A 23,537-nucleotide genomic window follows, 5' to 3' on the forward strand; every position below is an offset into this window, starting at 1 on the left:
GCCGCCCCGCGGTTCAGGCGAGCGGGCGCAGACCCTCGACGAGCGGCGTCGTCGGGCGCCCGATGAGGCGCGCGAGCGTGCCGTCGGCGTCGGCGAGGGCTCCGTCGCGGATGCCCGCCTCGAGCGCGGTCACGAAGCCGATCGTGCCGGCGTCGAGTCCCGCCGCCTCGAGGCCCGCGCTCTGCTCCTGCGTCGTCAGCGCCTGGTAGGCGACGGGGCGGCCGGTGATCTCGGCCGCGGCCGCGGCGAAGTCGTCGAACGTCCAGCTCGTGTCGCCGCTCAGTTCGTAGACCTCGCCGATGTGCCCGTCTTCGAGCAGCACGACCGCGGCCGCCTCGGCGAAGTCGGCCCGGGTGGCCGACGCGATGCGGCCGTCACCGACGCTCGACGTCACGACGCCGGTCTCGGCGGCCCGCGCGATGTCGGCGGCGTGGTTCTCGGTGTACCAGTTGTTGCGGAGGATCACGGCGGGGAGCCCCGACGCGGCGATCGCCTCTTCGGTCGCCTTGTGCTCGGGGGCGAGCGGCAGCTCGGACGTGTCGGCGTGGGCGAGGCTGGTGTAGACGAACTTCGACACGCCCGCGGCGACGGCGGCGTCGATGACCGCCTGGTGCTGCGCCGTGCGCTGGCCGACCTCCGACCCGGAGATGAGCAGCACGGTGTCGACGCCCTCGAGCGACGACGCGATGGTCGCGGGCGCCGCGTAGTCGAGCACGGAGACGGTGACGCCGCGCCCGGCGAGGTCGGCTGCCTTGGACAGGTCGCGCGCACCGGCGACGATGGTGCGCGGCTCGGCGCCGCGGGCGATGAGGCTGTCGATGACGAGGCGGCCGAGGTGCCCGGTCGCGCCGGTGACGAGGATGGTCATGGTGTGCCTTTCGTGTGTGGACACGAGCAAGAACCGTCGGATGCTGCGAAACCATCCCTCACGGAGGTACCCACTTCTGCGTAAGGTACTGGCATGTCGGTGAGTTTTGCGGAGATCCGGGGCGAGACCGAGGGGGTCTTCTCCGAGGGGTGCAGCACCCGGACGGTGCTCGATCACATCATGAGCAAGTGGGGGGTTCTCGTGCTCTCCTCGTTGTCGGACGGGACGCTGCGCTGGGGGGCGCTGCGCCGAGCGATCGACGGCATCAGCGAGAAGATGCTCGCGAGCACCCTCAAGACGCTCTGCGACGACGGTCTCGTGCACCGGGAGTCGTTCCCGTCGGTGCCGCCGCACGTTGAGTACAGCCTCACGCCCCTGGGGCGCGACCTCATGGAGCGCATGCTGCCGCTGGTCGAGTGGGTCGCGCAGAACGCCGAGGCGATGATCCGCAGCGAGGCCTGAGCGCCTGTTCGCTGTCGAGATCCGGGTAGATCAACGTCGATTGTTCTACTAACATTGCGAACATATTGTTCTTGCTCGACCCCACCGCGGCGATGTCGATCGCTGCCCAGCTCGCGGTGCAGGTGCGGTCATCGATCGCCGACGGCACCCTGGCACCGGGCGAGCGCCTGCCGCCCGCCCGGGAGCTCTCGCGCGCGCTCGACATCAACATGCACACGGTGCTGCGCGCTTATGCGCAACTCCGTGACGACGGGGTGATCGAGATGAGGCAGGGGCGGGGCGCGTGGGTGCGGAAAGACATGGCGCCCGGCACGATCCGGCTCTCGGAGATGGTCGATGCGCTGCTCGGTGAAGCACGCAAGCTCGGCCTCCGCCCCGCAGACGTCGTCACGCTGATCGAGAGGAGGAGCTGACCGTGGCTCCATGGATGGACGACCGGCTTCGACCCGAAGCGACTGCCCGAGAGCGAGCGGCGGCTGCGCTCCTGTGGATGCCGGGTGCGGCCGTCATCGCGACGGCCCTGACCTTCGGCGAGCGCCTTCCGGCAGTCTTGCCGACGGTGTGGCGCGACGACACCGTCGTCGCCACCGCTCCCACCCCCGCCGTTCTGGCCGTGACGGGGGGCATTGCGCTGGCGGTCGGGATCATCGGTCTGATCGCTCTGCTCCCCGAGGCGGCCCGGATCAGGAGGGCGGTCTTCCTGCTGGGGGGAGTCGCCGGCGGAATCGCTGCGGGCATATGGATCGTGACGGTGGCGCTCGTTCTGACGTCCGGATTCGATCTCCCCCATGCCGGCGGATGGCCGTTGCTCGGGGTCCTCGCCGGGTTGTTCGGTCTCGTCCCCTTCTCGGTCTCGCCCCGGCGTCGCCGCGACGAACACTACGAGCCCGTGCAGCTGACACTCGCCGACGGCGAGACCGGCGCGTGGGTGCGCACAGTCCCTGTGCCCGGATTCGCCTGGGCGACGGCGATCTTCGGCGCGATCGCTGCGGCGGTCCTGATCTACGTGGTGCTCTCCGGGGAGTTCGGCGCCGCGGTCGGGCTCATCGCGCTCGGCGTCGCCACGTTCGCCTCCGCCGCGTTCGCGCGGCTGCGCATCAGCGTGGACAGACGCGGTCTTCGCGTGGTCTCCGCACTGATCGGTGCGCCGCTGGCACGCATCCGCCTCGACAGCATCCGCTCTGCGGAACCTGCCACGATCCGCCCGGCGGAATGGGGCGGCTGGGGGTACCGATTTCTCCCCGGACGCTCTGCGATCGTCATCGCGCGGGGCCCCGGGATCGTCGTGCACCGCCGGGATGGCCGCAGGTTCGCCGTGAACGCGCCGCACCCCGAGACGCCGGCCGCCCTGCTGTCCGCACTGGTCGAGCGGCAGGAGGCCTAGGGCGTCGGCCCTTCTTCGACTCTTCTCCGCTAGAGCGGATCGCCGCCGAGGGGGCCGACCGCGGGGATCGGTCCACCGTCGTCGGCGCCGGTCTTGCGCAGGCGCGCGATCGCGTTGCCGAGGTGGTAGATGACGAGCGCGGCCACCGAGCCGAGCACGATGGCGCCGAGCTGGAAGTCGCCCCACTGCATGGTGAATCCGGCGATCGCGAGCACGAGAGCGACGGCGCCGGTGTACTGGTTGACCGGGCGCGAGAAGTCCACGCGGTTGTCGACCCAGATCTTGATGCCGATGATGCCGATGAGCCCGTACAGGGCGGTGGTGACGCCGCCGAGCACTCCGGGCGGGATGGTGTTGAAGACCGCGCCGATCTTCGGCGAGAGGCTCAGCACGATCGCCGCGGCTCCCGCGACCCAGTACACCGCGGTCGAGTAGACGCGGGTGGCCGCCATGACGCCGATGTTCTCGCCGTAGGTCGTCGTTCCCGAGCCGCCGAAGAGGCCGGCCAGGGTGGTCGCCGCACCGTCGGCGATCAGGGCGCGGCCGGTCGAGCGGTTGACCGACGCATCCGTCATCGTGGCGACACCGCGCACGTGGCCGACGTTCTCGGCGACCAGCACGAGCACGACGGGGAGGAACATCGCGATGACCGACCAGGTCTGCGGCGAGGTGACATCGGCGAGCTGGAACTCGGGGAAGCCGATCCACGCCGCATCCGCCACCGGGGTGAAGTCGATCTCGTTCTGGATGAGGGCGGCGATGTAGCCCACGATCACGCCGAGGAAGATCGAGATACGCCCGAGGAAGCCGCGGAACAGCACGCTGAAGAGGATCACCGCGGCGAGAGTGATGGTTCCGGTCAGCGGCGCCTCGCGGAACGAGGTCCAGGCGACGGGGGCGAGGTTGAACCCGATGAGGGCGACGATCGCGCCGGCGACCACCGGGGGCATGAGGCGATCGACCCAGCCGAGGCCCGCGAACTGCACGATCACACCGACGGCGGCCAGCAGCAGCCCGACCGCGACGATGCCCGCGAGGGCCGACCCCGTGCCGGCGGTCGCCGTGGCGGCGGTGATCGGAGCGATGAACGCGAAAGACGACCCGAGGTAGCTGGGCAACTTGTTGCGGGTGACCACGAGGAAGAGCAGCGTTCCGACACCGGAGAAGAAGAGGGTCGTCGAGACGGGGAAGCCGGTGAGCACCGGCACGAGGAAGGTCGCGCCGAACATCGCGATGACGTGCTGGATGCCGATCGCGACGGTCGCGCCCCAGTTCATGCGCTCGTCGGGGGCGACGACGGCCCCGGGGGCGACGGTGCGGCCGTTTCCGTGCAGCTTCCATAGCGCCATGGTGTTCCTCCCGGAGATTCGCTCACGTCACCTTACCGACGCGCGCGGCCGCCGCTGTGCGAGAGCACGGACCGCCCCGCGAGCACACGGCATGCGGCCGCGCCGATCCCGTGCGCCCGGGGCCACCCCGTGCCCTCGGTGTGCCCGATCGGTGCTCTACGGTATGGGGGTGGAGAGGCGTCGTCGGGGATCGTTCGTGTCCGCGGTGGGGATGCTCGCGTCGGCCGGTCTCTTGTCCGGATGCGCGCCGCTGGTGACGTGGACGGAGCCGCCCGCCGCGCCGGCGGCCGGGGCGACCCCGGTCGAGAGTGTCGCGCCTGCGGAAGGTGAGGGCGACGACTGGGTGGTCGTCTCCTTCGACGATCGGGAGGCCGAGTCCGATCTCGATCCGATGGACGAGCTGCTCGAGACCGAGCTCGCAGCCGACCAGGCGCTCGCCGACGCGGACGCGGGATGGATCGACGGGAACGACGTCGGCGACGGCACCTACGAGCTCTCCTTCGTCGGTGACGACACGGAGGAGATGTGGATGCTGCTCGAACCGGTCTTCGCCGACGCCCCGGTCCCGTGGTCGGAGGTACGGCTCTACGACGGGTTCGACGATCCGACGCCTCGGGTGATCACGCCGCGGTGAGGCGCTCCAGCAACTCGGCGTAGCGGTCTCGGGTGCGCTCGACGATGTCGGCGGGGAGCGCGGGCGGCTCGCCCTCGCGGTCCGACCAGTTCGCCGCGAGCCAGTCGCGCACGATCTGCTTGTCGAAGCTGGCCATGCGCTCCTCGGGCGTGGTTCCCGAGGCCCAGGCCGCCGCATCCCAGTAGCGCGACGAGTCGCTCGTGAGCACCTCGTCGGCCAGCGTCAGAGTGCCGGAGGCGTCGCGGCCGAACTCGAACTTCGTGTCGGCGAGGATCAGCCCGTGCTCCTCGGCGGTCGCCGCCGCGCGCCGGTAGATCTCGAGCGACGTGTCGCGCAGCTCCGCCGCGCTCTCGGCGCCGACGATCTCCACGGTGCGCTCGAACGAGATGTTCTCGTCGTGCTCACCGAGGGGCGCCTTGAACGCGGGGGTGAAGATGGGCTCCGGAAGGCGGTCGCCGTTGGACAGGCCCCCGGGCAGGGAGATGCCGCACACGGTTCCCGACGCCCGGTATTCGGCCCAGCCGGTGCCGGTGAGATAGCCGCGCACGACGCACTCGATCGGCTCCATCTCGAGCGAGCGCACCAGCATCGATCGGGCGACGACCTGTCGCGGAATGATCTCGTGCGGCTCATCGCCGACGAGCTCGTGGTCGGCGATGAGGTGGTTCGGGATGCGACGACCCCCGTCGCCGCCGCCGAGACGGTCGAACCACCACAGGCTCAGCGCGGTGAGCAGCTCGCCCTTCTGCGGAATACCGGGGGAGAGCACGTGATCGAAGGCGCTCACGCGGTCGCTCGCGACGACGAGCATGCGGTCGGTGACGCCCTCACTGTCGGGCACGTAGAGATCGCGCACCTTCCCGGAGTAGACGTGACGCCAGCCGGGCAGTTCGGTCGTCGAGCTCATGCGCCCATTATCGCGGGGACGGCGCGGTGCGCGATTCGGCGAACCGGCTCGTGCGGTGGTCGCTCACCGCCCGAGGGCGTATAGTCCATATGGACTAGTCGAGATGGAGTGACTAAATGAGCGACGCCTCCCGCCTGACGCCCCTCGGGGTCGTCGTGCTCGCGCTTCTGCGCGAGGGCGAGATGCATCCGTACGAGATGATGCGGATGCTGCGTCAGCGCGGCGACGACCGGCTCGTGCGCATCCAGAACGGCACGTTCTACCACACCGTCTCGCGGCTCGAGCGGGCGGGGCTCGTCACCGAGGTGGGGGTCGATCGCGACGGCAACCGCCCCGAGCGCACGACCTACCGGCTCACCGATGCCGGCGACACGGCCGTCGTCGACTGGGTGCGCCGGGAGCTGCCGCGCATGGATCACCCGGCGGAGTTCCGCATCGCGCTCGCCGAGGCCCACAACCTCGACCGGAGCGAGGTCGCCGCTCTCCTCGCGGAGCGTCGCGTCGCGCTCGTCGCCGAACTCGACACGCACCGCACGGGGCTCGCCGGCTCGGCGACCCGCAGCATCCCCGATCAATTCCTCGTCGAGGTGAGCCGCCAGGCGGCCCTCCTCGACGCCGAGCTCGCCTGGCAGGACGCCCTTCACGCGCGCCTCGTCGACGGCTCGCTCCCGTGGGGGGTCGATGAGATCCCCGACCACGTACGTCACTCCAACGCCGCTATCCGAAAGTCCCTGTCATGACCTCACCGCGCACCGCGCCCGTCACCACGGCCGCCCCCGAGAGAAGTCCCTGGCCCGCGCTCTTCGCGCTCGTCATCGGGTTCTTCATGATCCTCGTCGACACCACGATCGTCTCGGTCGCGAACCCCGCGATCAAGGCGGCCCTCGACCCCGCCACGACGAACCTCGACAACGTCGTGTGGGTCACCAGCGCGTACCTCCTCGCCTACGCGGTTCCGCTGCTGATCACCGGGCGCCTCGGCGACCGCTTCGGCCCGAAGAACATCTACCTCATCGGTCTGGCCGTCTTCACCCTCGCCTCACTCGCGTGCGGCCTGTCGGGCTCGCTCGAGGTGCTCGTGATCGCGCGCGCCGTGCAGGGGCTCGGCGCCGCGATGATGACCCCGCAGACGATGGCCGTTATCACCCGCACGTTCCCGGCGAACCGGCGCGGTGCCGCCATGGGCCTGTGGGGAGCCACCGCGGGCGTCGCGACGCTCGTCGGTCCCCTCGCCGGCGGGCTCCTCGTCGACGGATTCGGCTGGGAGTGGATCTTCTTCGTCAACATCCCCGTCGGTGTGATCGCCTTCGTCGCGGCCTGGCGTCTGGTCCCCAAGCTCACGACCAACCCGCACCGGTTCGACATCCTCGGCGTGATCCTCAGTGCGATCGCGCTCTTCCTGATCGTCTTCGGCCTGCAGGAGGGCGAGCACTACGACTGGGCGGGCTGGGTGTGGGCGATGATCGCCGCCGGTGTCGTCGTGCTCGCGGTCTTCATCTGGACACAGGCCCGCACGAAGGCCGAGCCGCTCGTGCCTCTCGCGCTCTTCCGGGAGCGCAACTTCTCGGTGTCGAACCTCGCGATCACCACGGTCGGATTCACCGTGACGAGCATGACGCTCCCGCTGTTCTTCTTCATCCAGCTCGCCCGCGGGCTCACTCCGACCCAGTCGGCGCTGCTGCTCATCCCGATGGCGGTCCTGTCGGGCGTGCTCGCGCCGTTCGCCGGCCGACTGCTCGACCGCACCGACCCGCGTTTCCTGCTGGTGCCCGGACTCGCACTCGTCGCCGGATCCCTCATCTGGTACTCGACGCTGATGAACCTCGACACCCCGATCTGGATGTTCCTCCTGCCCTCCGCGATGATGGGCATCGGCAACGCCGGCATGTGGGGCCCTCTGGCGACCACCGCGACGCGGATGCTGCCGCGCGATCAGGCGGGCGCCGGCGCAGGCATCTACAACGCCACCCGCACGATCGGGTCGGTGCTCGGCTCGGCCGCGATCGCCGCGTTCATGCAGTCGCGACTCGAGGCCAACCTTCCCGGCGCGTCGGATGCGACCAGCGGGTTCGCCGGCGGAGCGCTCCCTGCCGAGGTCGCCGGCCCGTTCGCCGAGGCGATGTCGCAGACGATCCTGCTCCCCGCCGCCGTGATGGTGGTCGGCATCGTCGCCGTGCTCTTCCTGCGGCGCCCCAGCGTGATCCCGGCCCACGGGGCCGCTCGGGCGCATCGGGCGGGCGTCGAGAACTGAAGCGATCCCGGATGCGGGGGGAGGGACGCCGGCGCGTCGTTCCTCAGCATCCGGGATCGGCTCGCCTCACTCCTGATCGGTCAGGGCGAGGAAGTCGTCGACGGCGGCGAGGTCGCGGCGGAGCTTCTCGCCGCGCGATCTCGCCGCATCGGCGAAGTGAGCGCGGCGCTCGGGGCTCAGGGCGGCGAGCGGATGCTGCGGCGAGGCGTCGCGCGAGGCGGCGAGTTCGGCGATCTCGTCGAGGCTGAAGCCGAGCGGCTTCATGAGCATGACGAAGCGACCCTTCGCCTCGTCGGCCTCCGAGTACACGCGGAAGTTGCCGTCGCTGCGCCCCGACGGCGTGAGTAATCCGATCTCGTCCCAGTGCCGCAACGAGCGCTGCGAGAGACCGAGGCGGTCGGCGAGCTCGCCGATGTGCATCGTGCGGTCGCCCATGTCGCTCCAACCAACCCTTACGTAAGGGTAGAGTTTGTTTCAGGCGGTCTCTCCGCCCCCTCCATTCTCTTCGCCCGGCGTGCTCACGCCGCCCCGGCGCGCGACCCCATCCCTTCTGATCCCCGGGAGTCCTCATGTCCATCGCCCCCGTCGCCCCCGCGCGACCCCGCATCGAACCCACCGTCCTGCAGGCGCTGCGAAGCCCGCGCCTGCTCACCCGCGAGGTGCTGGCCGGGCTCGTCGTGGCGATCGCGCTGATCCCCGAGGCCATCGCGTTCTCGATCATCGCGGGCGTCGATCCGCGCGTCGGACTGTTCTCGTCGTTCGTGATGGCCGTCGCCATCGCGTTCCTCGGTGGTCGTCCCGCGATGATCACGGCGGCGACCGGCGCGATCGCGCTGGTGATCGCCCCCGTCGCCCGTGAGCACGGCATGGACTACTTCATCGCGACCGTGCTGCTGGGCGGCGCGATCCAGATCGTGCTCGCCGTGCTCGGGGTGGCCAAACTCATGCGCTTCATTCCGCGCAGCGTCATGGTGGGCTTCGTCAACGCGCTCGCGATCCTCATCTTCATCTCGCAGGTGCCGCACCTCATCGGCGTCCCATGGGCTGTCTATCCGCTGACGTCGGCGGGCCTTCTGGTGATGTTCCTCATGCCGCGGCTCACGCGTGTCGTGCCGGCGCCGCTGGTGGCCATCGTGCTGCTCACGGCTGCCGTCGTCGTCTTCGCGATCGCGGTGCCGACGGTCGGGGATCAGGGCGAGCTGCCGCGGAGCCTGCCCGAGCTCTTCCTGCCGCAGGTGCCCCTCACACTCGACACGCTCGCCATCATCGCGCCCTACGCCCTGGCGATGGCAGTCGTGGGACTCCTGGAGTCGCTGATGACGGCGAAGCTCGTCGACGAGATCACCGATACCCACTCGCCCAAGACCCGCGAGGCGTGGGCGCAGGGTGCGGCCAACATCCTCTCGGGAGCGTTCGGGGGCATGGGCGGCTGCGCCATGATCGGCCAGACGATGATCAACGTGAAGGCCTCCGGCGCCCGCACGCGCATCTCGACGTTCCTGGCCGGCGTGTTCCTGCTGGTGCTCGTGCTCGTCTTCGGCGACGTGGTCGCCATCGTCCCGATGGCCGCGCTCGTGGCCGTCATGGTGGTCGTCTCGGTCGCGACGTTCGACTGGCACAGTGTTCGCCTGTCGACCCTGCGGCGCCTGCCCAAGAGCGAGACCGCCGTCATGGTGCTCACCGTCGCCGTGACCGTCTGGTCGCACAACCTCGCGATCGGGGTGATCGTCGGCGTGGTCGCCGCCATGGTGCTCTTCGCCCGTCGCGTGGCGCACTTCGCCACCGTGACCCGCACCGACGCCGGCGACGACGCGGTGCGCTACACCGTCGACGGCGAGCTGTTCTTCGCGTCGATCAACGACCTCACGACCCAGTTCGACTACGCGTCCGATCCCGACCGCGTGGTCGTCGACCTCTCACGCTCGCACGTGTGGGACGCCTCGACGGTGGCGGCCCTCGACGCGATCGAGACGAAGTACGCCGCGCATGGCAAGAGCGTCGTCTTCGAGGGGATGAACGAGGCCACGACCGCGTTCCACCGCCGGCTCAGCGGGGGCCTCGGCGCCGGCCACTGAGGCCGGGCCCCGGCGGCGGATCAGTACGCGGCGACCCGCGCGGCGATGTCGGTGCGGTACTGACCGCCCTCGAGGTCGATCCCCTCGACCGCGCGGTACACGCTCGCCCGCGCCTCGGCGAACGTCGTTCCGAGCGCCACGACGCTGAGCACGCGGCCGCCGGTGGCGACCAGGCCGTCGTCGACGCGGACGGTCGCCGCATGCGCGAGGTGCACGCCGTCGACGTCGGCCGCCGCATCCAGCCCGCGGAGGGCGCGCCCGGTCAGAGGTGCCTCCGGGTAGCCGGCGCTGGCGAGCACGACGGTCACCGCGGTGGCGTCGGCGAAGGCGGGCCGCGGATGGCTCTCGAGGGTTCCGGAGGCCGTCGCCAGCAGCAGCTGCGACAGCGGGTCGACGAGGCGCGGCAGCACGACCTGGGTCTCGGGGTCGCCGAAGCGCGCGTTGAACTCGATCACGCGGACGCCGGCGTCGGTGAGGATGAGGCCGGCGTAGAGCAGCCCGATGAACGGCGTGCCCTCGGCATCGAGCTGACGGACGACGGGCTCGGCCACCTCGCGGGTGACCAGGTCGACGAACTCCTCCTCGCCGCCGAAGCGCTCCGACAGCCACGGCAACGGCGAGTAGGCGCCCATGCCGCCGGTGTTCGGGCCGGCGTCTCCGTCACGCAGGCGCTTGTAGTCCTGCGCGGGGCTGAGGGGGCGAACGGTGTCGCCGTCGGAGAGGAAGAACAGCGACACCTCGGGCCCCTCGAGGAACTCCTCGATCAGCACGGGGCCGCGGGGGAGGAACGCCTCCGCGTGGCCGATGGCCTCGGCGCGGTCGCTCGTGACGATGACGCCCTTGCCCGAGGCGAGGCCGTCGGCCTTGACCACGTAGGGCGCGCCGAACTCGTCGAGAGCCGCGGCGACGGCGGCGGAGTCCTGGGCGCGCAGGGCGCGACCGGTGGGCACCCCCGCCGCATCCATCACCCGCTTCGCGAACGCTTTGGAGCCCTCGAGCTGCGCCGCCGCCTTGCCGGGGCCGAACACGGGGATGCCGCGCGTGCGCAGCGCATCGGCGACACCGGCGATGAGCGGGGCCTCGGGGCCCACGACGACCAGGTCGATCGACTCGTCGTCGGCGAAGGCCGTGACGGCGTCGGGGTCGTTCGGATCGAGGTCGACCAGGTGCGCGTCGGAGGCGATGCCGGCGTTGCCGGGCGCGGCGAAGATCGCGTGCGCCTCGTCCTCCGAACGCAGGGCGAGGATGATGGCGTGCTCGCGCGCGCCGGAGCCGAGGACGAGGATTCTCACCCGCCCACCCTATCGACCGCGTTTTCCGCGCGCGCCTGTTCAGAACGCAGGACGAATCGACGCGCGGACGGCGCCTGGGCCGCGGCAGGGCCGTTCCTCCTTCATTCTGCGCGTAGCGTGGGGGCCATGGCGCGACGGATCGAGACGGGCGACGGACGAGCGGCGCTCGGTGCGGTCTCGGCCGCCGATGCGGCCGGCCGGCCCCCCGCGCGCACCGACCTCGCCACCGCCGTGCGCTACCTGCTGCAGCTGCTGGTCGAGAAGGCCCCCGGAAACTCCGTCGAGGTGCGGGTGCCCCCGTTCGGCGCGGTCCAGGTGATCGAGGGGCCGCGGCACACCCGCGGCACGCCGCCGAACGTCGTCGAGACCGACGCCGCCACGTGGATCGCCCTGGCCACGGGCGGCGAGGAATGGGCGGATGCTGCGGCCGCGGGCCGCATCGTCGCCTCGGGCGTGCGCGCCGACCTCTCAGCCCTGCTGCCCCTGCGTCCCTGACGGGCCGCCCTCGACCGTCGCCGCGCGCCGACGGCGGACGAGCATCACGGCGGCCACGACGAGCCCGGCGACGACCGCGAGGAGCGCGACGAGGCTCCACGGCACGGCGGGCGCGGAGAAATCCGTCACGACGGGCGCGAGCTGCCCCGCCCCGAGTCCGACGCCCTCCGGGTCGATGACGACCGCCCCCGAGACCCACCCGAGGGCGGAGACGGGGAGCGTGCGGCGCACCTCGATCGTCGAGCCCGGGATGACCTCGTCGAGCTGCTCCGCAGGCGTGCGGCTCGCGAACAGTCCCACGGGGCCCGCGGCCTCGATCGCGCCCACGCCCGTCAGGCGGGTGTTGCCGGTGTTGCGGAGGGCGTAGTCGACCGTCAGCGTTCCGGCCTCGAAGGGGTTCCACGATGCTGCGTACGCGGCGCGCACGTTCTCGACCTGCGCGGCGGGCAGCAGGGCCCCGGCCACGCGGACGTTGATGCGGGCACCCAGGCGGCGTTCGACCGACAGGATGGCCGAGGCCTCGACGCCCGCGAGCGACGTCACGAGGCCCGCGGCGTGGTCGCCCGGCTGCGCACCGGCGGGCACGGTGAGGGTGAAGGGGATCTCGGCCTGGGCGCCCGGTTCGAGCACGATCTCGGAGGTCGCCACGCTCACCCAGAGTCCGGCATCTTCGGAGTCGGACGCATCGGCGATGAGGTCGACATCGCCGCCGGCCGTGGTGAAGGCGTCGGCGGCATACACGTCGAGGGGGAGGGCGACGGTGCCCGTGTTGACGACGACCATGGCGTCGCTGACAGTGGCGCCGGGTTCGAGGTCGTAGCTGAAGCTGCCCCGCCCCGTGCCGTTCTCGCTGTCGACGGTCTTCACCGTCCACGCGACGCCGCCGCTGTCTTGCGCGATCGCGGGAGCGGCGAGTCCGAGGACGAGGAGGGCGGATGCGGTCGCCGCGGCGAGCATCGTCGTGGAGCGCTGAGCGGGCACGGCGGGTCTTTCGGGTCAGGGGTCTGCGGGGCGCGCGCGGGGCCCCGGCGTCGGCCGGGACCCCGCGCGGCTCACTCCGACAGGGCGGTGATGGTGATGGTGCTGGTGTACTGACCCGCCGGGGTCGTGCCGGGCAGTACGAGCGAGAGGTCGGCGCCGACCGTGGCGGTGACCGCTGCGGTCGACGATGCGAGGGCGCGCGAGGACGCGAGCCCGGTGCCGCCGACCTGGCTCGAGGTGACCGGGGCTCCCGCCGAGACAAGGCTGCCGCCGGCGACGATCTTCGGGGTCCAGCCGAGGTAGCCGGCCGTGAAGGTCTGCGCACCCGAGGTGAAGTCCGACGCCTGGCCGGCGATCGACCAGGTGTACGGCGACGTCCCCCCGGCGCGGGTGTCGGTCACGACGATGTCGGTGAGCGATCCCGAGGCGACGAAGTTCGTCCCTTCCTGCGCGGCGACGCCGAGGTTCGCGGGGCTCGAGCCCGCGAACGCCCAGCCGAACGAGCCGGTCGCCTCGTCGACCCACTCGGGGATCTCGACCACCACGTCGTCGGCACCCGTGAAGGTGAGCGGCGTGAACGTCTCGAACGGGGCGTACACGGTGCCGCTGCCGCCGTAGGTGTAGATGCCGTAGTTGCCGGCGAGCAGGTCGTTCGCCTCCGACGCCGAGACGGTGATCTGGGCGGAGAACGATCCGTCGGGCTGCAGCGTGATCGCACCGGCGTTCGCGCCGCCGATCGTCGCTGCGCTCGCCTCGGGAACGGCCCACTTCTGCGTCAGCACCTTGCGCGCGGAGCTCGCCGCCCCCGCGGAGGGTTTCCACGTGTCGAGGAACTTGCCGAACACGACGTAGGCGCCGCTGAACTGCCCGGCCAGCGGCGGGCGGGTGCCGGCGGTGGCGGTGCCGCTGGGCACGAAACCGGACCCGGTGACCGTCAGGGTCTCGCCGGCGCGAGAGATGCCCTCCGTCTTCGAGACCGACACCGAGGGTGCGGCGGGGGCGGCCGCGACGGAGTAGCTCACGCTGATCGGGCTGGCCGGCTTGGCGGCGTCGCGCGATCCGCCCGAGGAGTACCAGTAGCTCGACTGGCCGGTGAGGTTCTGGAAGTCGACGTACGACTGCGGGAACGACCCCCAGTTCGCGCCGGTGCGCGTCTGGGCGGTGCCCGTCGTGGTGACCTCGACGCCCAGGTAGGCGGGCGTGGCCGTGAAGCCGGTGTCGGAGACCTGGCCGGCCGCGATGTCGGCGAGCACGATCTGCTGGGCCGCGATCGGCACCCACTGCGTCTGGTCCTCCATCGACGTGCCGTAGCCGCTGGCCGTCGCCGTCAACTGGCCGTTGCCGTTCGCGTCGAGCGAGAGCGTCGGGTCGGACGCCGTCCAGTACGTCAGGCCTCCGTAGAAGGCGACCGTGAAGTCGCCGTCCCACGCGAGCTGCACCGAGCCGTCGGGGGCGACCTGACCCTGGCCGTCGGTGATGGTGACCTGGATCTTCGTCAGCGACGTGGTCGACGCCGCGCTCACGGCGGTGCCGGAGGGGTTCTTGCACTTGTCGGCCCAGGCGACGGGCACCTGCGTGCCCGTGGCATCGGGCTTGGTGACGGTGACGTTGCCCGCGGTGGTCTGGAAGAAGCCGTCGGCCTCGGTCCAGACGCGGGAGCTGCCGGTGTTGCCCGCGGTGCCGGCGCTGAGGAAGTTGCAGCCGCCGAAGAACGCGCCGCCTCCCGCTTCGCCGCTCAGCCCCCAGCTGAGGGTGGCGTCGGTCACCGCACCCGCGGTCGCCGCCTGTGCGGGGGCGGCGAAAGCCACCGCGCCGCCGAGGGCCAGCGCCGCGGTCGCGACGACGGCGGCCGAGCGGTTGAACCGTCGACGCATGGTCGAAGAATCCACGTTCGTTCCTTTCGTGATGCCATCCCTCGTCGCGCGGCGGTGTCGGGTGCCGGGCGTCATCCTGTGAAAAGGATGTGGGATAGTAGGTGAGGCTTACCTAACCACGACCGAGCTCTTTCGGGCAAGATGGAAGTAAGCCTTGCCTAACCTCGACCACCTTCCGACCCGCCCGGGGGCCGTCATGACCATCACCGTGAGACGTCGCTCGTCGTCCCCGTCCGCCGTGCTGCTCGCTGCGGCGCTGGCGCTCGCCGGGTGCACCGGTGCCGCGGCCGGCTCCGGCGACGCGGCGCCCGCCACCCCGCCGTTGGCGGAGGTCTCGCCGATCGCCGACCCGTTGTCGTGGCAGGGTCCGTCGACGGCGGTCGCCGCCCACAGCGCGATAGATCCCGTCACCGACGGCGCGGCCGCGCTGCCCGCGACCGTCGTCGACGCGCAGGGGACGACGGTCACCGTCACCGACACGTCGCGCATCCTCGCGCTCGACATCTACGGGTCGCTCTCCCGCATCGTCTTCGAGCTCGGACTGGGCGACTCGGTCGTGGGGCGCGACGTGTCGAGCGCGTTCCCCGAGGCATCCGATCTGCCCCTCGTCACCGCGAACGGTCACGAGCTGAGCGCCGAGGCCATCCTCGACGCCGCCCCGACCGTCATCCTCACCGACACCAGCCTCGGTCCGTGGGACACGATCCTGCAGATGCGCGACGCGGGCATCGCGGTCGTCGTCGTCGACTCGCACCGCTCGATCGACACGGTGGGCGCGCTGACCCAACAGGTCGCCGACGCCCTCGGGGTGTCCGAGCGGGGAACGACCCTCGCCGCGCGCACCACGGCGGCCGTCGACGCGAAGGTCGCCGAGATCGCCGCCGTCGCCCCGGCAGACCCGTCGCAGAGGCTGCGCATGATGTTCCTCTACGTGCGAGGGCAGTCGGGCGTCTACTACCTCTTCGGCGAGGAGTCCGGCGCCGACACCCTCATCACGGCCCTCGGCGGAGTCGACATCGCCGGGGAGATCGGCTGGCAGGGGATGCGCCCGGTCACCGACGAGGCGCTCATCGACGCCAACCCCGATCTCCTCCTCATGATGACCGACGGGCTCGCCTCGGTCGGCGGCGTCGACGGGCTCGCCGAGCACCTCCCGGCCGTCGCCCAGACCGACGCCGGCCGCAACCGCCGCATCGTCGACATGGCCGACTCGACGGTCCTGAGCTTCGGTCCGAACACCGCGCAGACCCTCGACGCGCTCGCCGTGGCGATCTACGCGCCGGAGTCGGCGGGGTGAGCGCCGCGACTCAGGCGGTCGCCGTCGCCGCCCCCGTCCCGAGGCGTCGGGATCGCCGCGCGGTCACGATCGCGACCTTCGTCGCGATGGGCGCGGCGCTCGTCGTGCTGACGGTCGTCTCCGCGGGCACCGGGCAGCTCTCGATCCCGGCCGCGGAGGTGCTCGGGTCGTTCGCCCGAGCGTGGAACGGCTTCGTCTCCTCGGTCGGTGCGGGCTGGATGTCGGTGCCGAGCGGCGCGGCCATGACGCACGTGAACGGCGAGGCGACCCTCTGGCTCGTCCGCCTGCCGCGGCTGTTCATGGCGGTGCTCGTCGGCGCCTCGCTCGCGACGGCCGGTGCCGTCATGCAGGGCGTGTTCCGCAACCCGCTCGCCGAGCCCGGAGTGATCGGCATCTCGTCGGGCGCGGCCGTCGGCGCGTCTGCGGTGATCGTCTTCGGGCTGTCGTTCGCCGGGCCTGTGACCCTGCCGCTGTTCGCCTTCCTCGGCGGACTCGCCGCGACCGTCGTCGTGTACACCTCGGCCCGCGCCGACGGGCGCACGGAGGTGGTCACGCTCGTGCTCACCGGTATCGCGGTCAACGCGATCGGGGGCGCGGCCATCGCCCTGTTCACCTACCTCGGGTCGACCCAGGAGCGCGAGCAGATCGTGTTCTGGCAGCTCGGGTCGCTCAACGGCACCCGGTGGCAGGACGTCACGATCGTCGCGCCGCTGGTGGCGGTGGGCGTCGTCGTCTGCCTGCTGCTGTCGGCAGATCTCGACCTGCTCGCCCTCGGCGAGCGGCAGGCCGAGCACCTCGGAGTGCGGGTGGAGCGGCTGCGCGTCGCCGCGATCGTCGCGATCGCGCTCCTCACCGGCGCGGCGGTGGCCTTCTGCGGCATCATCGGCTTCGTAGGACTGGTGGTCCCGCATCTGATGCGGATGCTGCTCGGACCGGGCCATCGTCTCCTCCTTCCCGCCAGCGCCCTGGGAGGGGCGGTGCTGCTCGTCGCCGCCGACCTCGTCGCGCGCACCGTCGTGCCGAACTCGGAGCTTCCGATCGGCATGATCACCGCCCTCATCGGCGGACCCTTCTTCTTCTGGCTGCTCCGGCGCACGCGGCGCCGCTCCGGGGGGTGGGGGTGATGGCCGCGGTGCTGAGAGCGCGGAACGTGGGCGTATCGATCGGCGGCCGCCGTCTGCTCGACGGGGTCGACCTCGACCTGCACCCCGGCGAGCTGCTCGTGCTCGTGGGGCCGAACGGCGCGGGGAAGTCCACGCTCCTGTCGGTGCTCGCCGGCGACCGCGTGCCCGACGACGGCGAGGTCGAGCTCGACGGTCGACGCCTCCAGGGCCACCGCGTGGAAGACCGTGCCCGTCGGCGGTCGGTGCTCACCCAGAGCAACGAGGTGTCGTTCCCCTTCCTCTCGGCCGAGGTGGTCGCCATGGGCAGGGCGCCGTGGCGCCGCCGGCCCGAGGCCGACCGCGACGATGACGCCGTGCGCGTCGCGCTTGCCGCGGGCGAGGTCGAGTCGTTCGCGGCGCGTCCGGTGACCTCGCTCTCGGGAGGCGAGCGCGCGCGCGTCGCGTTCGCCCGTTCGTTCGCGCAGGAATGCGCGATCGCGCTGCTCGACGAGCCCACCGCGAGCCTCGACATCCGGCACCAGCACCGCGTGCTCTCCCGCACCCGAGCCCGTGTCGCGGCGGGTGGCGCGGCGGTCGTCGTGCTGCACGACCTCGCGCTCGCGGCGGCCTACGCCGACCGCATCGCGCTGCTGGAGGCCGGGCGACTCATCGCCGTGGGCGCCCCCCGCGAGGTGCTCGAGCCCGACCTGCTCACGCGGGTGTACCGGCATCCCATCCACGTCGTCGACGGGCCCGGGGGGTCGCTCCTGGTGATCGCCGACCCGTCCGCCACCCTCTCCGACTCTTCCGAGGAGCGCATCGCATGACCGCCAGCATCCACCGTCGAGTCCGACCGCTCGCCGCCCTCGCGATCGCCACGGCCACCGCGGCCTCGGCGATCGCGGGTGCGACGCCCGCCTGGGCGGCCGCGGGCGTGACGGTCACCGGTCCCGACGGTGGCAGCCTCCTGTCGGCCGAGTACGCGACGGAGGTGACGGTGAGCGGCGCCGGCTTTCAGTCGATCCCGAAGGGCTTCGGCGGCGTCTACGTGCTGTTCGGCTGGGTCGACGACGTGGCCGGCGGGTCGTGGCGCCCGTCGCAAGGAGGTGAGGTCGGCAGCGACTACCGCTACGTCCCCGATGCCGAGTCGGCCGACAACGCCGGTTACCAGCGATTCCTCGCGTTCCCCGGCAGTCAGACCGAGTCCTCGGCGAACGGCGTGCTCGCCGCCGACGGGTCGTGGACCCTGTCGATGGTCGTGCCCGGCGCGGTCTTCGAGAGCCAGGATCGCGACGGCCGGGTATCGGAGGTCGACTGCCGCCAGGTCACCTGCGGCATCATCACGATCGGTGCACACGGCGTGAAGAATGCCAACAACGAGACGTTCACGCCGGTGCGTTTCGGTGCGGTACCGGCGCCCGCCACCGACGGGACGGATGCTGCGGCGGCAGCTCCCGCCGCGGCTCCCGCAGGCTCGGTGCGGGTCGGACTCGCGTCGGGCTTCGTCGAGGCGGGCACCTCCATCGTCTTCACGGGTCAGGGGTTCGCGCCCGGGGAGCAGGTCGTGGCATCGCTCGACTCCGGACTCACCGCGGTCGGGCCGCTCACCGCCGGTTCGCTCGGCGAGGTCGCGGGGGCGCTCCCCGTGCCGTCCGATGCGCGCGACGGCACCCATCTCGTGAGCCTCCGCGGCGCGGGATCGGGGGTCGTGGCCGAGGCCGAGGTCACCGTCACCGGTAGCAGCGCGTCGGCTGGCCTCGTCTCCGCGGCGACGCCCGAGACGCCGCAGTGGGTGGTGGTCGTGCTGCTGGCGAGCATCGTGCTCGCCGTCGTCCTCATCGTCACGAGCCTCATCGCCGGGCTGCGTCGTCGTCACCGGCGCACGAAGGCGCGGAAGGCGGATGCCGCGCTCCCGGCCGCAGCTGCGACGGCCGCAGCATCCGAACCCGTGGCCCCGTCCACGACGGCGATGGAGGTCGTGCGATGACACGCCGTCTCGTGGCGGCCATCGCCGCCGTCCTCGCCGCCGGCGCCCTCTCGCTCGGGGGCGTCGCCCCCGCGATCGCCGCGCCCGACGAGATCACCGTCACCGTTCCCGAGTTCGTCGAGGTGCCGCCGAGCCCGGGCGTCGGCACGACGATCACGAACGCGCAGCTGCGCTGGGGCCTCAACACCGAGGCGGGGGCCGGGGCCTTCGCCGGCGGCTGCAACTTCCTCAGCGCCGGGCGCGCCGGCGACGCCGGCAGCGCCCGCGTCTGGGGCGCCGGCGACGGGCTGTACGCGGCCCGCGCCGGTTCGGTGCGCATCGAGAAGCCCAACGCCGCGGGCGAGTGGGTGCCGGCGTCGTTCGACTCCCGCTGCCTCGACCCCCAGGGTCGCGCCGTGACCACCTCGAGCGTGACCCGCGCCTCGGGCAACACCGTGGTGATCGACGGCGGTATCGGCTCCGTCCGCGCCGACGGCGGCATCGACCTGCGCTGGAGCGGCTCGTTCACGGTCGTCTTCTACGGGGGCATGACGTACTGGTCGGTCACCGATCCTGTGCTCACGATCGACGCCTCCGGCGCGGGTCGGCTCGTCGGCACGGCCAGTGGGTGGGGCACGTCGATGGACGACACGACGAAGTGGGAGAAGCTCCCCGACCAGTCGATCGTGCTCGCCGAAGTGCGTCGCGTCGACTCCTCGGGCGGCGCCGGGTTCTCGGTCGTTCCGGAGTACCTGGGCGTCGCCGTCTCGGACGGTCAGGCACCGCGCACCGCGCAGAACGAGGCGTACTGGGGATCGTTCCCGCAGAGCTTCGTCGACTACCAGAGCCGCACGGGCCAGCGCGCGTACTGGCTGACCTCCGGCGGGGTGCGAGACCCCGCCAAGCCCGCGACCGCGCTCACCGTCAGCTACGACGCATCCGCCCCGGTCACCGCCCCCGCGGCGGGCGGCGGCGGCGCGCAGGCTGCCGGCGCCACGCCCTCCAACCCTGTGCGGAGGGCCCCGGCGGTCGCGTCGCCCCTCGAGGTGCCGTCCGTCCCGTCACTGCCGATCGTCGCGACGACCGCGCTGACGACCGTGCCGTCGCCCCGCGGACTCGTGCCCGACGCCGCGACCGCGATGTCGCCGCTCGTCGTGCCGCTGCTCGGTACGGCCGCGGCGCTGGGGCTGTCGATCATCGCCGTGCTCGGTCTCATGCAGCTGCTCCCCTGGCAGCGGAGGGCGATCCCCTAGGCGTCGAGACACCGGCGGCGCCACGGGGGGCGCGCGGTGCGACAATAGGGGTATGGCCGCCCAGCCCGAGTACGCACCGCCTCCCTCCGTCACCGACGAGGTCGAGACGGTCACCGTGCGCCGGGCGCCCAAGTACAGCGTCTTCCTCGTCGCGGGCGCCGCTCTCGGCATCGTCATCGCGATGATCCTGACGCTGGCGTTCTCCCGCCCCGCCGAGACCAGTCAGTACACGGGCATCGAGTACGCGCCCATGCAGGTGTTCGGTTTCATCGCCCTCATCTGCGTGCCCGCCGGGATCGCTATCGGCGGAGTCGTCGCGCTGCTCTTCGACCGCACGGTCGGACGACGAACACGCGAGGTTGTCGTCGACCACGAGCGGGTGCAGCTGCCCGACTGATCAGGCGAGCTCGGCGATGATCGGGTGGATGGCCGCGTCGAAGGCGACCACGTCGCCGCGCAGTCCGTCGGTCACCGCGACCGTGAGCGAACCGATCCACCACACCCCTCGCTGGGTCAGCGGGAGCACCTGCACGTTGAGTTCGAACGAGTGCGCGCGCCGGCCGACGCGACGCTCGTGCTCGGCGATCGCGCTGGCATAGGCGCGATACGACACCCCGGGCCTGCTGCCCGAGTCGGACGAGTACCGCGCGTTCGCGGCGCGCGCGTAGGCGAGAGAGGCGCGCGCGTGCGGCACGATCGCGGCGTGGAGGTCGGCCATGCCCTGGGCGGGCAGCGCGATCATGGTCTCGAAGTCGTCGACGAGCTCGAGCGGCACGGGTGAGGGGTGGGCCTGCGGCTCCACCGTCATCGCCCAGTACTCGCGCCACTGGTGTTCGAGCCGGGACTGGGCTTCTTCGTCGCGCTCGGGGCCGGTGCGGGCGGGCACACCGCGAAGGTGGGGGAGCTCGTCGGGGGAGCGTACCCCGATGGCCTGGCGGAGGTAGAGCGCGAGCAGCACCGCGACCCCCGCGTCCTCGCGGATCGTCCATTCCGGACCACCGGTGCCCGCCATGCCGCCATTGTAGGTGCGCGTGCCCGCCCGCCCCCGTCGCCGGCGGAGGAGATCTCACGAGCGGAGGATGCTGCGGGCGCTCCGGGTCAGCCCCCGGTGAGAACTCCTCCGTTCGCGACACCGACCGCTCCTCCCCAGCCGCTGCGCGCTGCGGTTCGTCCCCATCCCTCCCGCGCGTCGAACGGAGGCCTCCCCCCGTCGGTCAGGGTCGGGGGATGCGTGAACGCGATCTGGCACGACTCGTGACGGCTCTGCGGGCGGGAGGCGGTCTCGTCCGCAGCATCCGTCTGGTCCGCGAGGGTCATCCGCACCGCACCATCGGCGCGGCGATCGAACGCGGACTCGCCATCCGGGTCCGGCGGTCGTGGATCGCGCTGCCCGACGCCGACCCCGCCCTCCTCGAGGCGGCGCGGGCCGGGGTGGTCCTCTCGTGCATCACCCAGGCCCAGCGGCTCGGGCTCTGGGTGCTCGATGCATCCGAGTGGCACGTCGCCGCCCCGCCGAATGCGGGCCGCGTCGATGTGCCCGCCGGGGTGCACGTGCACCGTGCCCGGCCCCTTCTCCCGCGAGCCGCCGACGTGCTCGGCGATCCGATCCAGAACGTGCTCGCCCTCGTCGCGGCCTGCCAGCCGTTCGAGACGGCGCTGGCGGTGTGGGAATCGGCGCTCCGCACGCAGCGGGTCGACGCTCTCGAGCTGCAGCGTCTTCCCTTCGGAACGCGGGCGCGCGAGATCCTGGCTGTGGCCCAGCCGTTCTCCGATTCGGGGCTCGAGTCGTTCGTGCTGCCGAGGCTGAGGTGGATGCGGTTGCGCATCATCGCCCAGGCGTGGATCGCCGGGCGCCCCGTCGACTTCCTCATCGGTGACCGCCTCGTGCTGCAGATCGACGGCGGCCATCACGTCGGTGCCCAGCGCGAACGCGACGTGCGGCACGACGCCGAGTTGGTACTGCGCGGGTATCACGTGATCCGCGTCGGGTACCGGCAGGTCGTCGACGACTGGCTGTCGGTGCAGGATCTCCTCTCTCGCGCCGTCGCTCAAGGACTCCACCTCGCCGCCTGAGGTGCAACCACGGGAGGAGATCTCACGAGGGGAGGACCCCTGGGCCCCGCAGCATCCTCCCCTCGTGAGATCTCCTCCTCACGTCACGGCGGCGGCCGCGGCGCAGACCGCGCCGCGGCGCGCCGGTAGGCTGTCACCGTGGCTGAAGCTCCCCGCAATCCCTACTCCGATGCCGGCGTGGACACGGCTGCGGGTGACCGCGCGGTCGAGCTCATGAAGGCCGCCGTCCGCCGCACGCACGGCCCCGAGGTGCTCGGCGGCGTCGGCGGTTTCGCCGGCCTGTTCGACGCCTCGGCGCTGCTCGGGTACAGCCGGCCGCTGCTCGCGTCCAGCACCGACGGCGTCGGCACGAAGGTCGCCATCGCGCAGGCCATCGACAAGCACGACACGATCGGCCTCGACCTGGTCGGCATGGTCGTCGACGACATCGTCGTGGTGGGCGCCAAGCCGCTCTTCATGACCGACTACATCGCGTGCGGCAAGGTCTTCCCCGAGCGCATCGCCGACATCGTCGCGGGCATCGCGCGCGGCTGCGCCGAGACCGGCACGGCGCTCGTCGGCGGCGAGACGGCGGAGCACCCGGGCCTGCTCGGTCCCCACGACTACGACGTCGCCGGGGCGGCGACGGGCGTGGTCGAGGCCGACCGGATCCTCGGCGCCGAGCGCGTGCGCCCGGGCGACGTGGTGCTGGCCCTCGCCTCCAGCGGCCTGCACTCGAACGGCTATTCGCTCGTGCGTCACATCGTCTCGGGCCGCGGCATCCAGTACGGCGATGTCGCCGCCGACTTCGGCGTCACGTGGGGCGAGGCGCTCCTCGAGCCGACCCGCCTGTACACGACCCCCCTCCTCGGACTCGTCGACGCCCTCGGCGACGGCGTGCACGCGCTGACCCACGTCACCGGTGGCGGCATCGCCGCGAATCTCGCGCGCGTGCTGCCGCGCGGCACCTGGGTCGACGTCGATCGCTCGTCGTGGTCGCCGCCGCCGGTCTTCCGCGTGCTGGCCGACCTCGGCGCTCTCTCCCTCACCGAGACCGAGGGCACGTGGAACCTCGGCATCGGCTTCCTCGCGGTCGTCTCGGCCGAGAGAGCGGATGCTGCCACCGCCCACCTGGCGGCCCTCGGCATCCACACGTGGCCGGTCGGCACCATCCACGACAGCGCCCTCCCCGACGGCGACTTCGAGCAGGGCGCCAAGGGCGTCGACGGGGGTGCGGTGCGTCTCGTGGGCGCCTACGCCGACGGCTCATCCGAAACCGGAGCGAACTAACACC

General features: G+C 71.9%; 24 protein-coding genes. 16 read left to right on the forward strand and 8 right to left on the reverse strand.

Translation table 11 applies throughout. From position 1 onward, the window contains the following. Window positions 1-13: 13 nt before the first annotated feature. On the reverse strand, window positions 14-868 hold the full coding sequence (locus tag DEU34_RS14120; protein ID WP_121151298.1) for an SDR family oxidoreductase: 855 nt from the start codon (window positions 866-868) through the stop codon (window positions 14-16). Between the two features lie 93 nt (window positions 869-961). Here DEU34_RS14120 and DEU34_RS14125 point away from each other — a divergent pair, with 93 nt between their 5' ends. From DEU34_RS14125 to DEU34_RS14135, 3 genes are all read left to right on the forward strand, one after another. After that, window positions 962-1,330: a helix-turn-helix domain-containing protein gene (locus tag DEU34_RS14125; RefSeq protein WP_121151300.1), complete on the forward strand. Its 369-nt coding sequence runs from the start codon at window positions 962-964 to the stop codon at window positions 1,328-1,330. Window positions 1,331-1,401: 71 nt separating this feature from the next. Beyond that, on the forward strand, window positions 1,402-1,743 hold the full coding sequence (locus DEU34_RS14130; protein WP_259460174.1) for a GntR family transcriptional regulator: 342 nt from the start codon (window positions 1,402-1,404) through the stop codon (window positions 1,741-1,743). A gap of 2 nt (window positions 1,744-1,745) precedes the next feature. After that, window positions 1,746-2,714 (forward strand): hypothetical protein, encoded by a 969-nt coding sequence (locus DEU34_RS14135; RefSeq protein WP_147424075.1) that lies wholly within the window; start codon window positions 1,746-1,748, stop codon window positions 2,712-2,714. A 29-nt stretch (window positions 2,715-2,743) separates the two neighbouring features. On the opposite strand, the gene DEU34_RS14140 is transcribed toward DEU34_RS14135, so the two are convergent. Then, complete coding sequence (locus tag DEU34_RS14140; protein WP_121151306.1) at window positions 2,744-4,063, reverse strand: uracil-xanthine permease family protein; 1,320 nt, start codon at window positions 4,061-4,063, stop codon at window positions 2,744-2,746. A gap of 169 nt (window positions 4,064-4,232) precedes the next feature. Between DEU34_RS14140 and DEU34_RS14145 the strand changes: the two genes are divergently transcribed. Then, the gene (locus tag DEU34_RS14145) at window positions 4,233-4,697 is read left to right on the forward strand and encodes a hypothetical protein (RefSeq protein ID WP_147424076.1); all 465 of its coding nucleotides are present in this window, start codon (window positions 4,233-4,235) and stop codon (window positions 4,695-4,697) included. Here DEU34_RS14145 and DEU34_RS14150 read toward each other — a convergent pair. Then, entirely contained in the window at window positions 4,684-5,604 is a 921-nt protein-coding gene (locus DEU34_RS14150; protein ID WP_121151310.1) for a phosphoribosylaminoimidazolesuccinocarboxamide synthase, read from the reverse strand. The genes DEU34_RS14145 and DEU34_RS14150 overlap by 14 nt on opposite strands. Window positions 5,605-5,720: 116 nt before the next feature. On the opposite strand from DEU34_RS14150, the gene DEU34_RS14155 reads away from it, so the two are divergent. Further along, the gene (locus DEU34_RS14155; RefSeq protein ID WP_121151312.1) at window positions 5,721-6,344 is read left to right on the forward strand and encodes a PadR family transcriptional regulator; all 624 of its coding nucleotides are present in this window, start codon (window positions 5,721-5,723) and stop codon (window positions 6,342-6,344) included. Beyond that, complete coding sequence (locus DEU34_RS14160) at window positions 6,341-7,855, forward strand: DHA2 family efflux MFS transporter permease subunit (RefSeq protein WP_121151314.1); 1,515 nt, start codon at window positions 6,341-6,343, stop codon at window positions 7,853-7,855. Before DEU34_RS14155 ends, DEU34_RS14160 begins: the two co-directional genes overlap by 4 nt. Before the next feature lie 66 nt (window positions 7,856-7,921). Here DEU34_RS14160 and DEU34_RS14165 read toward each other — a convergent pair whose 3' ends face one another. Then, complete coding sequence (locus DEU34_RS14165; RefSeq protein WP_121151315.1) at window positions 7,922-8,290, reverse strand: MerR family DNA-binding transcriptional regulator; 369 nt, start codon at window positions 8,288-8,290, stop codon at window positions 7,922-7,924. Window positions 8,291-8,424: 134 nt separating this feature from the next. Here DEU34_RS14165 and DEU34_RS14170 point away from each other — a divergent pair, with 134 nt between their 5' ends. Next, window positions 8,425-9,930 carry a SulP family inorganic anion transporter gene (locus tag DEU34_RS14170; RefSeq protein WP_121151317.1) on the forward strand — a complete coding sequence of 502 codons (1,506 nt, stop codon included), beginning with the start codon at window positions 8,425-8,427 and terminating at the stop codon, window positions 9,928-9,930. A 20-nt stretch (window positions 9,931-9,950) separates the two neighbouring features. Here DEU34_RS14170 and purD read toward each other — a convergent pair whose 3' ends face one another. After that, on the reverse strand, window positions 9,951-11,222 hold the full coding sequence (purD, locus tag DEU34_RS14175) for a phosphoribosylamine--glycine ligase (RefSeq protein ID WP_121151319.1): 1,272 nt from the start codon (window positions 11,220-11,222) through the stop codon (window positions 9,951-9,953). 126 nt (window positions 11,223-11,348) lie between these two features. Here purD and DEU34_RS14180 point away from each other — a divergent pair, with 126 nt between their 5' ends. Next, the gene (locus tag DEU34_RS14180; RefSeq protein ID WP_121151321.1) at window positions 11,349-11,717 is read left to right on the forward strand and encodes a sterol carrier family protein; all 369 of its coding nucleotides are present in this window, start codon (window positions 11,349-11,351) and stop codon (window positions 11,715-11,717) included. On the opposite strand, the gene DEU34_RS14185 is transcribed toward DEU34_RS14180, so the two are convergent. Continuing rightward, a complete protein-coding gene (locus tag DEU34_RS14185; RefSeq protein ID WP_147424077.1) occupies window positions 11,691-12,698 on the reverse strand; it encodes a WxL protein peptidoglycan domain-containing protein in 1,008 nt (335 codons plus the stop codon). The genes DEU34_RS14180 and DEU34_RS14185 overlap by 27 nt on opposite strands. Before the next feature lie 71 nt (window positions 12,699-12,769). Further along, complete coding sequence (locus DEU34_RS14190) at window positions 12,770-14,587, reverse strand: hypothetical protein (protein WP_147424078.1); 1,818 nt, start codon at window positions 14,585-14,587, stop codon at window positions 12,770-12,772. A 181-nt stretch (window positions 14,588-14,768) separates the two neighbouring features. Here DEU34_RS14190 and DEU34_RS14195 point away from each other — a divergent pair, with 181 nt between their 5' ends. From DEU34_RS14195 to DEU34_RS14220, 6 genes are read left to right on the forward strand one after another with little or no spacing between them, the layout of a single operon-like run. Continuing rightward, window positions 14,769-15,869 (forward strand): hemin ABC transporter substrate-binding protein, encoded by a 1,101-nt coding sequence (locus DEU34_RS14195; protein WP_121151327.1) that lies wholly within the window; start codon window positions 14,769-14,771, stop codon window positions 15,867-15,869. Next, window positions 15,866-16,993, forward strand: coding sequence for an iron ABC transporter permease (locus DEU34_RS16385; RefSeq protein ID WP_396652131.1), 1,128 nt, complete (start codon window positions 15,866-15,868; stop codon window positions 16,991-16,993). The genes DEU34_RS14195 and DEU34_RS16385 overlap by 4 nt, the downstream gene beginning before the upstream one ends. Beyond that, window positions 16,993-17,799 carry a heme ABC transporter ATP-binding protein gene (locus tag DEU34_RS14205; RefSeq protein WP_121151608.1) on the forward strand — a complete coding sequence of 269 codons (807 nt, stop codon included), beginning with the start codon at window positions 16,993-16,995 and terminating at the stop codon, window positions 17,797-17,799. The genes DEU34_RS16385 and DEU34_RS14205 overlap by 1 nt, the downstream gene beginning before the upstream one ends. Next, complete coding sequence (locus DEU34_RS14210; protein WP_121151329.1) at window positions 17,796-18,959, forward strand: hypothetical protein; 1,164 nt, start codon at window positions 17,796-17,798, stop codon at window positions 18,957-18,959. The genes DEU34_RS14205 and DEU34_RS14210 overlap by 4 nt, the downstream gene beginning before the upstream one ends. Next, window positions 18,956-20,191, forward strand: a complete 1,236-nt coding sequence (locus DEU34_RS14215; RefSeq protein WP_121151330.1) for a hypothetical protein — start codon at window positions 18,956-18,958, stop codon at window positions 20,189-20,191. Before DEU34_RS14210 ends, DEU34_RS14215 begins: the two co-directional genes overlap by 4 nt. A gap of 52 nt (window positions 20,192-20,243) precedes the next feature. Beyond that, entirely contained in the window at window positions 20,244-20,588 is a 345-nt protein-coding gene (locus DEU34_RS14220) for a YtxH domain-containing protein (RefSeq protein ID WP_121151332.1), read from the forward strand. On the opposite strand, the gene DEU34_RS14225 is transcribed toward DEU34_RS14220, so the two are convergent. Next, a complete protein-coding gene (locus tag DEU34_RS14225; RefSeq protein WP_121151334.1) occupies window positions 20,589-21,203 on the reverse strand; it encodes a zinc-binding alcohol dehydrogenase in 615 nt (204 codons plus the stop codon). A 215-nt stretch (window positions 21,204-21,418) separates the two neighbouring features. Between DEU34_RS14225 and DEU34_RS14230 the strand changes: the two genes are divergently transcribed. Both DEU34_RS14230 and purM read left to right on the forward strand, forming a co-directional pair. Then, window positions 21,419-22,264, forward strand: coding sequence for an endonuclease domain-containing protein (locus tag DEU34_RS14230; protein WP_121151335.1), 846 nt, complete (start codon window positions 21,419-21,421; stop codon window positions 22,262-22,264). 138 nt (window positions 22,265-22,402) lie between these two features. Then, entirely contained in the window at window positions 22,403-23,533 is a 1,131-nt protein-coding gene (gene purM / locus DEU34_RS14235) for a phosphoribosylformylglycinamidine cyclo-ligase (RefSeq protein ID WP_121151338.1), read from the forward strand. The last annotated feature ends 4 nt before the right edge of the window (window positions 23,534-23,537 follow it).

Source organism: Microbacterium sp. AG1240, assembly GCF_003635115.1.
Lineage (GTDB): Bacteria > Actinomycetota > Actinomycetes > Actinomycetales > Microbacteriaceae > Microbacterium.

Excerpts from the sequence above, each read along its gene's own strand:
- DEU34_RS14210 (WP_121151329.1), top strand. The coding sequence starts at position 17,796 with ATGACCGCCAGCATCCACCGTCGAGTCCGACCGCTCGCCGCCCTCGCG.
- DEU34_RS14205 (WP_121151608.1), top strand. The coding sequence starts at position 16,993 with ATGGCCGCGGTGCTGAGAGCGCGGAACGTGGGCGTATCGATCGGCGGC.
- DEU34_RS14120 (WP_121151298.1), bottom strand. The coding sequence starts at position 868 with ATGACCATCCTCGTCACCGGCGCGACCGGGCACCTCGGCCGCCTCGTC.
- DEU34_RS14150 (WP_121151310.1), bottom strand. The coding sequence starts at position 5,604 with ATGAGCTCGACGACCGAACTGCCCGGCTGGCGTCACGTCTACTCCGGG.
- DEU34_RS14195 (WP_121151327.1), top strand. The coding sequence starts at position 14,769 with ATGACCATCACCGTGAGACGTCGCTCGTCGTCCCCGTCCGCCGTGCTG.
- DEU34_RS14155 (WP_121151312.1), top strand. The coding sequence starts at position 5,721 with ATGAGCGACGCCTCCCGCCTGACGCCCCTCGGGGTCGTCGTGCTCGCG.
- DEU34_RS14230 (WP_121151335.1), top strand. The coding sequence starts at position 21,419 with ATGCGTGAACGCGATCTGGCACGACTCGTGACGGCTCTGCGGGCGGGA.
- DEU34_RS14170 (WP_121151317.1), top strand. The coding sequence starts at position 8,425 with ATGTCCATCGCCCCCGTCGCCCCCGCGCGACCCCGCATCGAACCCACC.
- DEU34_RS14180 (WP_121151321.1), top strand. The coding sequence starts at position 11,349 with ATGGCGCGACGGATCGAGACGGGCGACGGACGAGCGGCGCTCGGTGCG.
- DEU34_RS14215 (WP_121151330.1), top strand. The coding sequence starts at position 18,956 with ATGACACGCCGTCTCGTGGCGGCCATCGCCGCCGTCCTCGCCGCCGGC.
- DEU34_RS14125 (WP_121151300.1), top strand. The coding sequence starts at position 962 with ATGTCGGTGAGTTTTGCGGAGATCCGGGGCGAGACCGAGGGGGTCTTC.
- DEU34_RS14220 (WP_121151332.1), top strand. The coding sequence starts at position 20,244 with ATGGCCGCCCAGCCCGAGTACGCACCGCCTCCCTCCGTCACCGACGAG.
- DEU34_RS14140 (WP_121151306.1), bottom strand. The coding sequence starts at position 4,063 with ATGGCGCTATGGAAGCTGCACGGAAACGGCCGCACCGTCGCCCCCGGG.
- DEU34_RS14165 (WP_121151315.1), bottom strand. The coding sequence starts at position 8,290 with ATGGGCGACCGCACGATGCACATCGGCGAGCTCGCCGACCGCCTCGGT.
- DEU34_RS14160 (WP_121151314.1), top strand. The coding sequence starts at position 6,341 with ATGACCTCACCGCGCACCGCGCCCGTCACCACGGCCGCCCCCGAGAGA.
- DEU34_RS14225 (WP_121151334.1), bottom strand. The coding sequence starts at position 21,203 with ATGGCGGGCACCGGTGGTCCGGAATGGACGATCCGCGAGGACGCGGGG.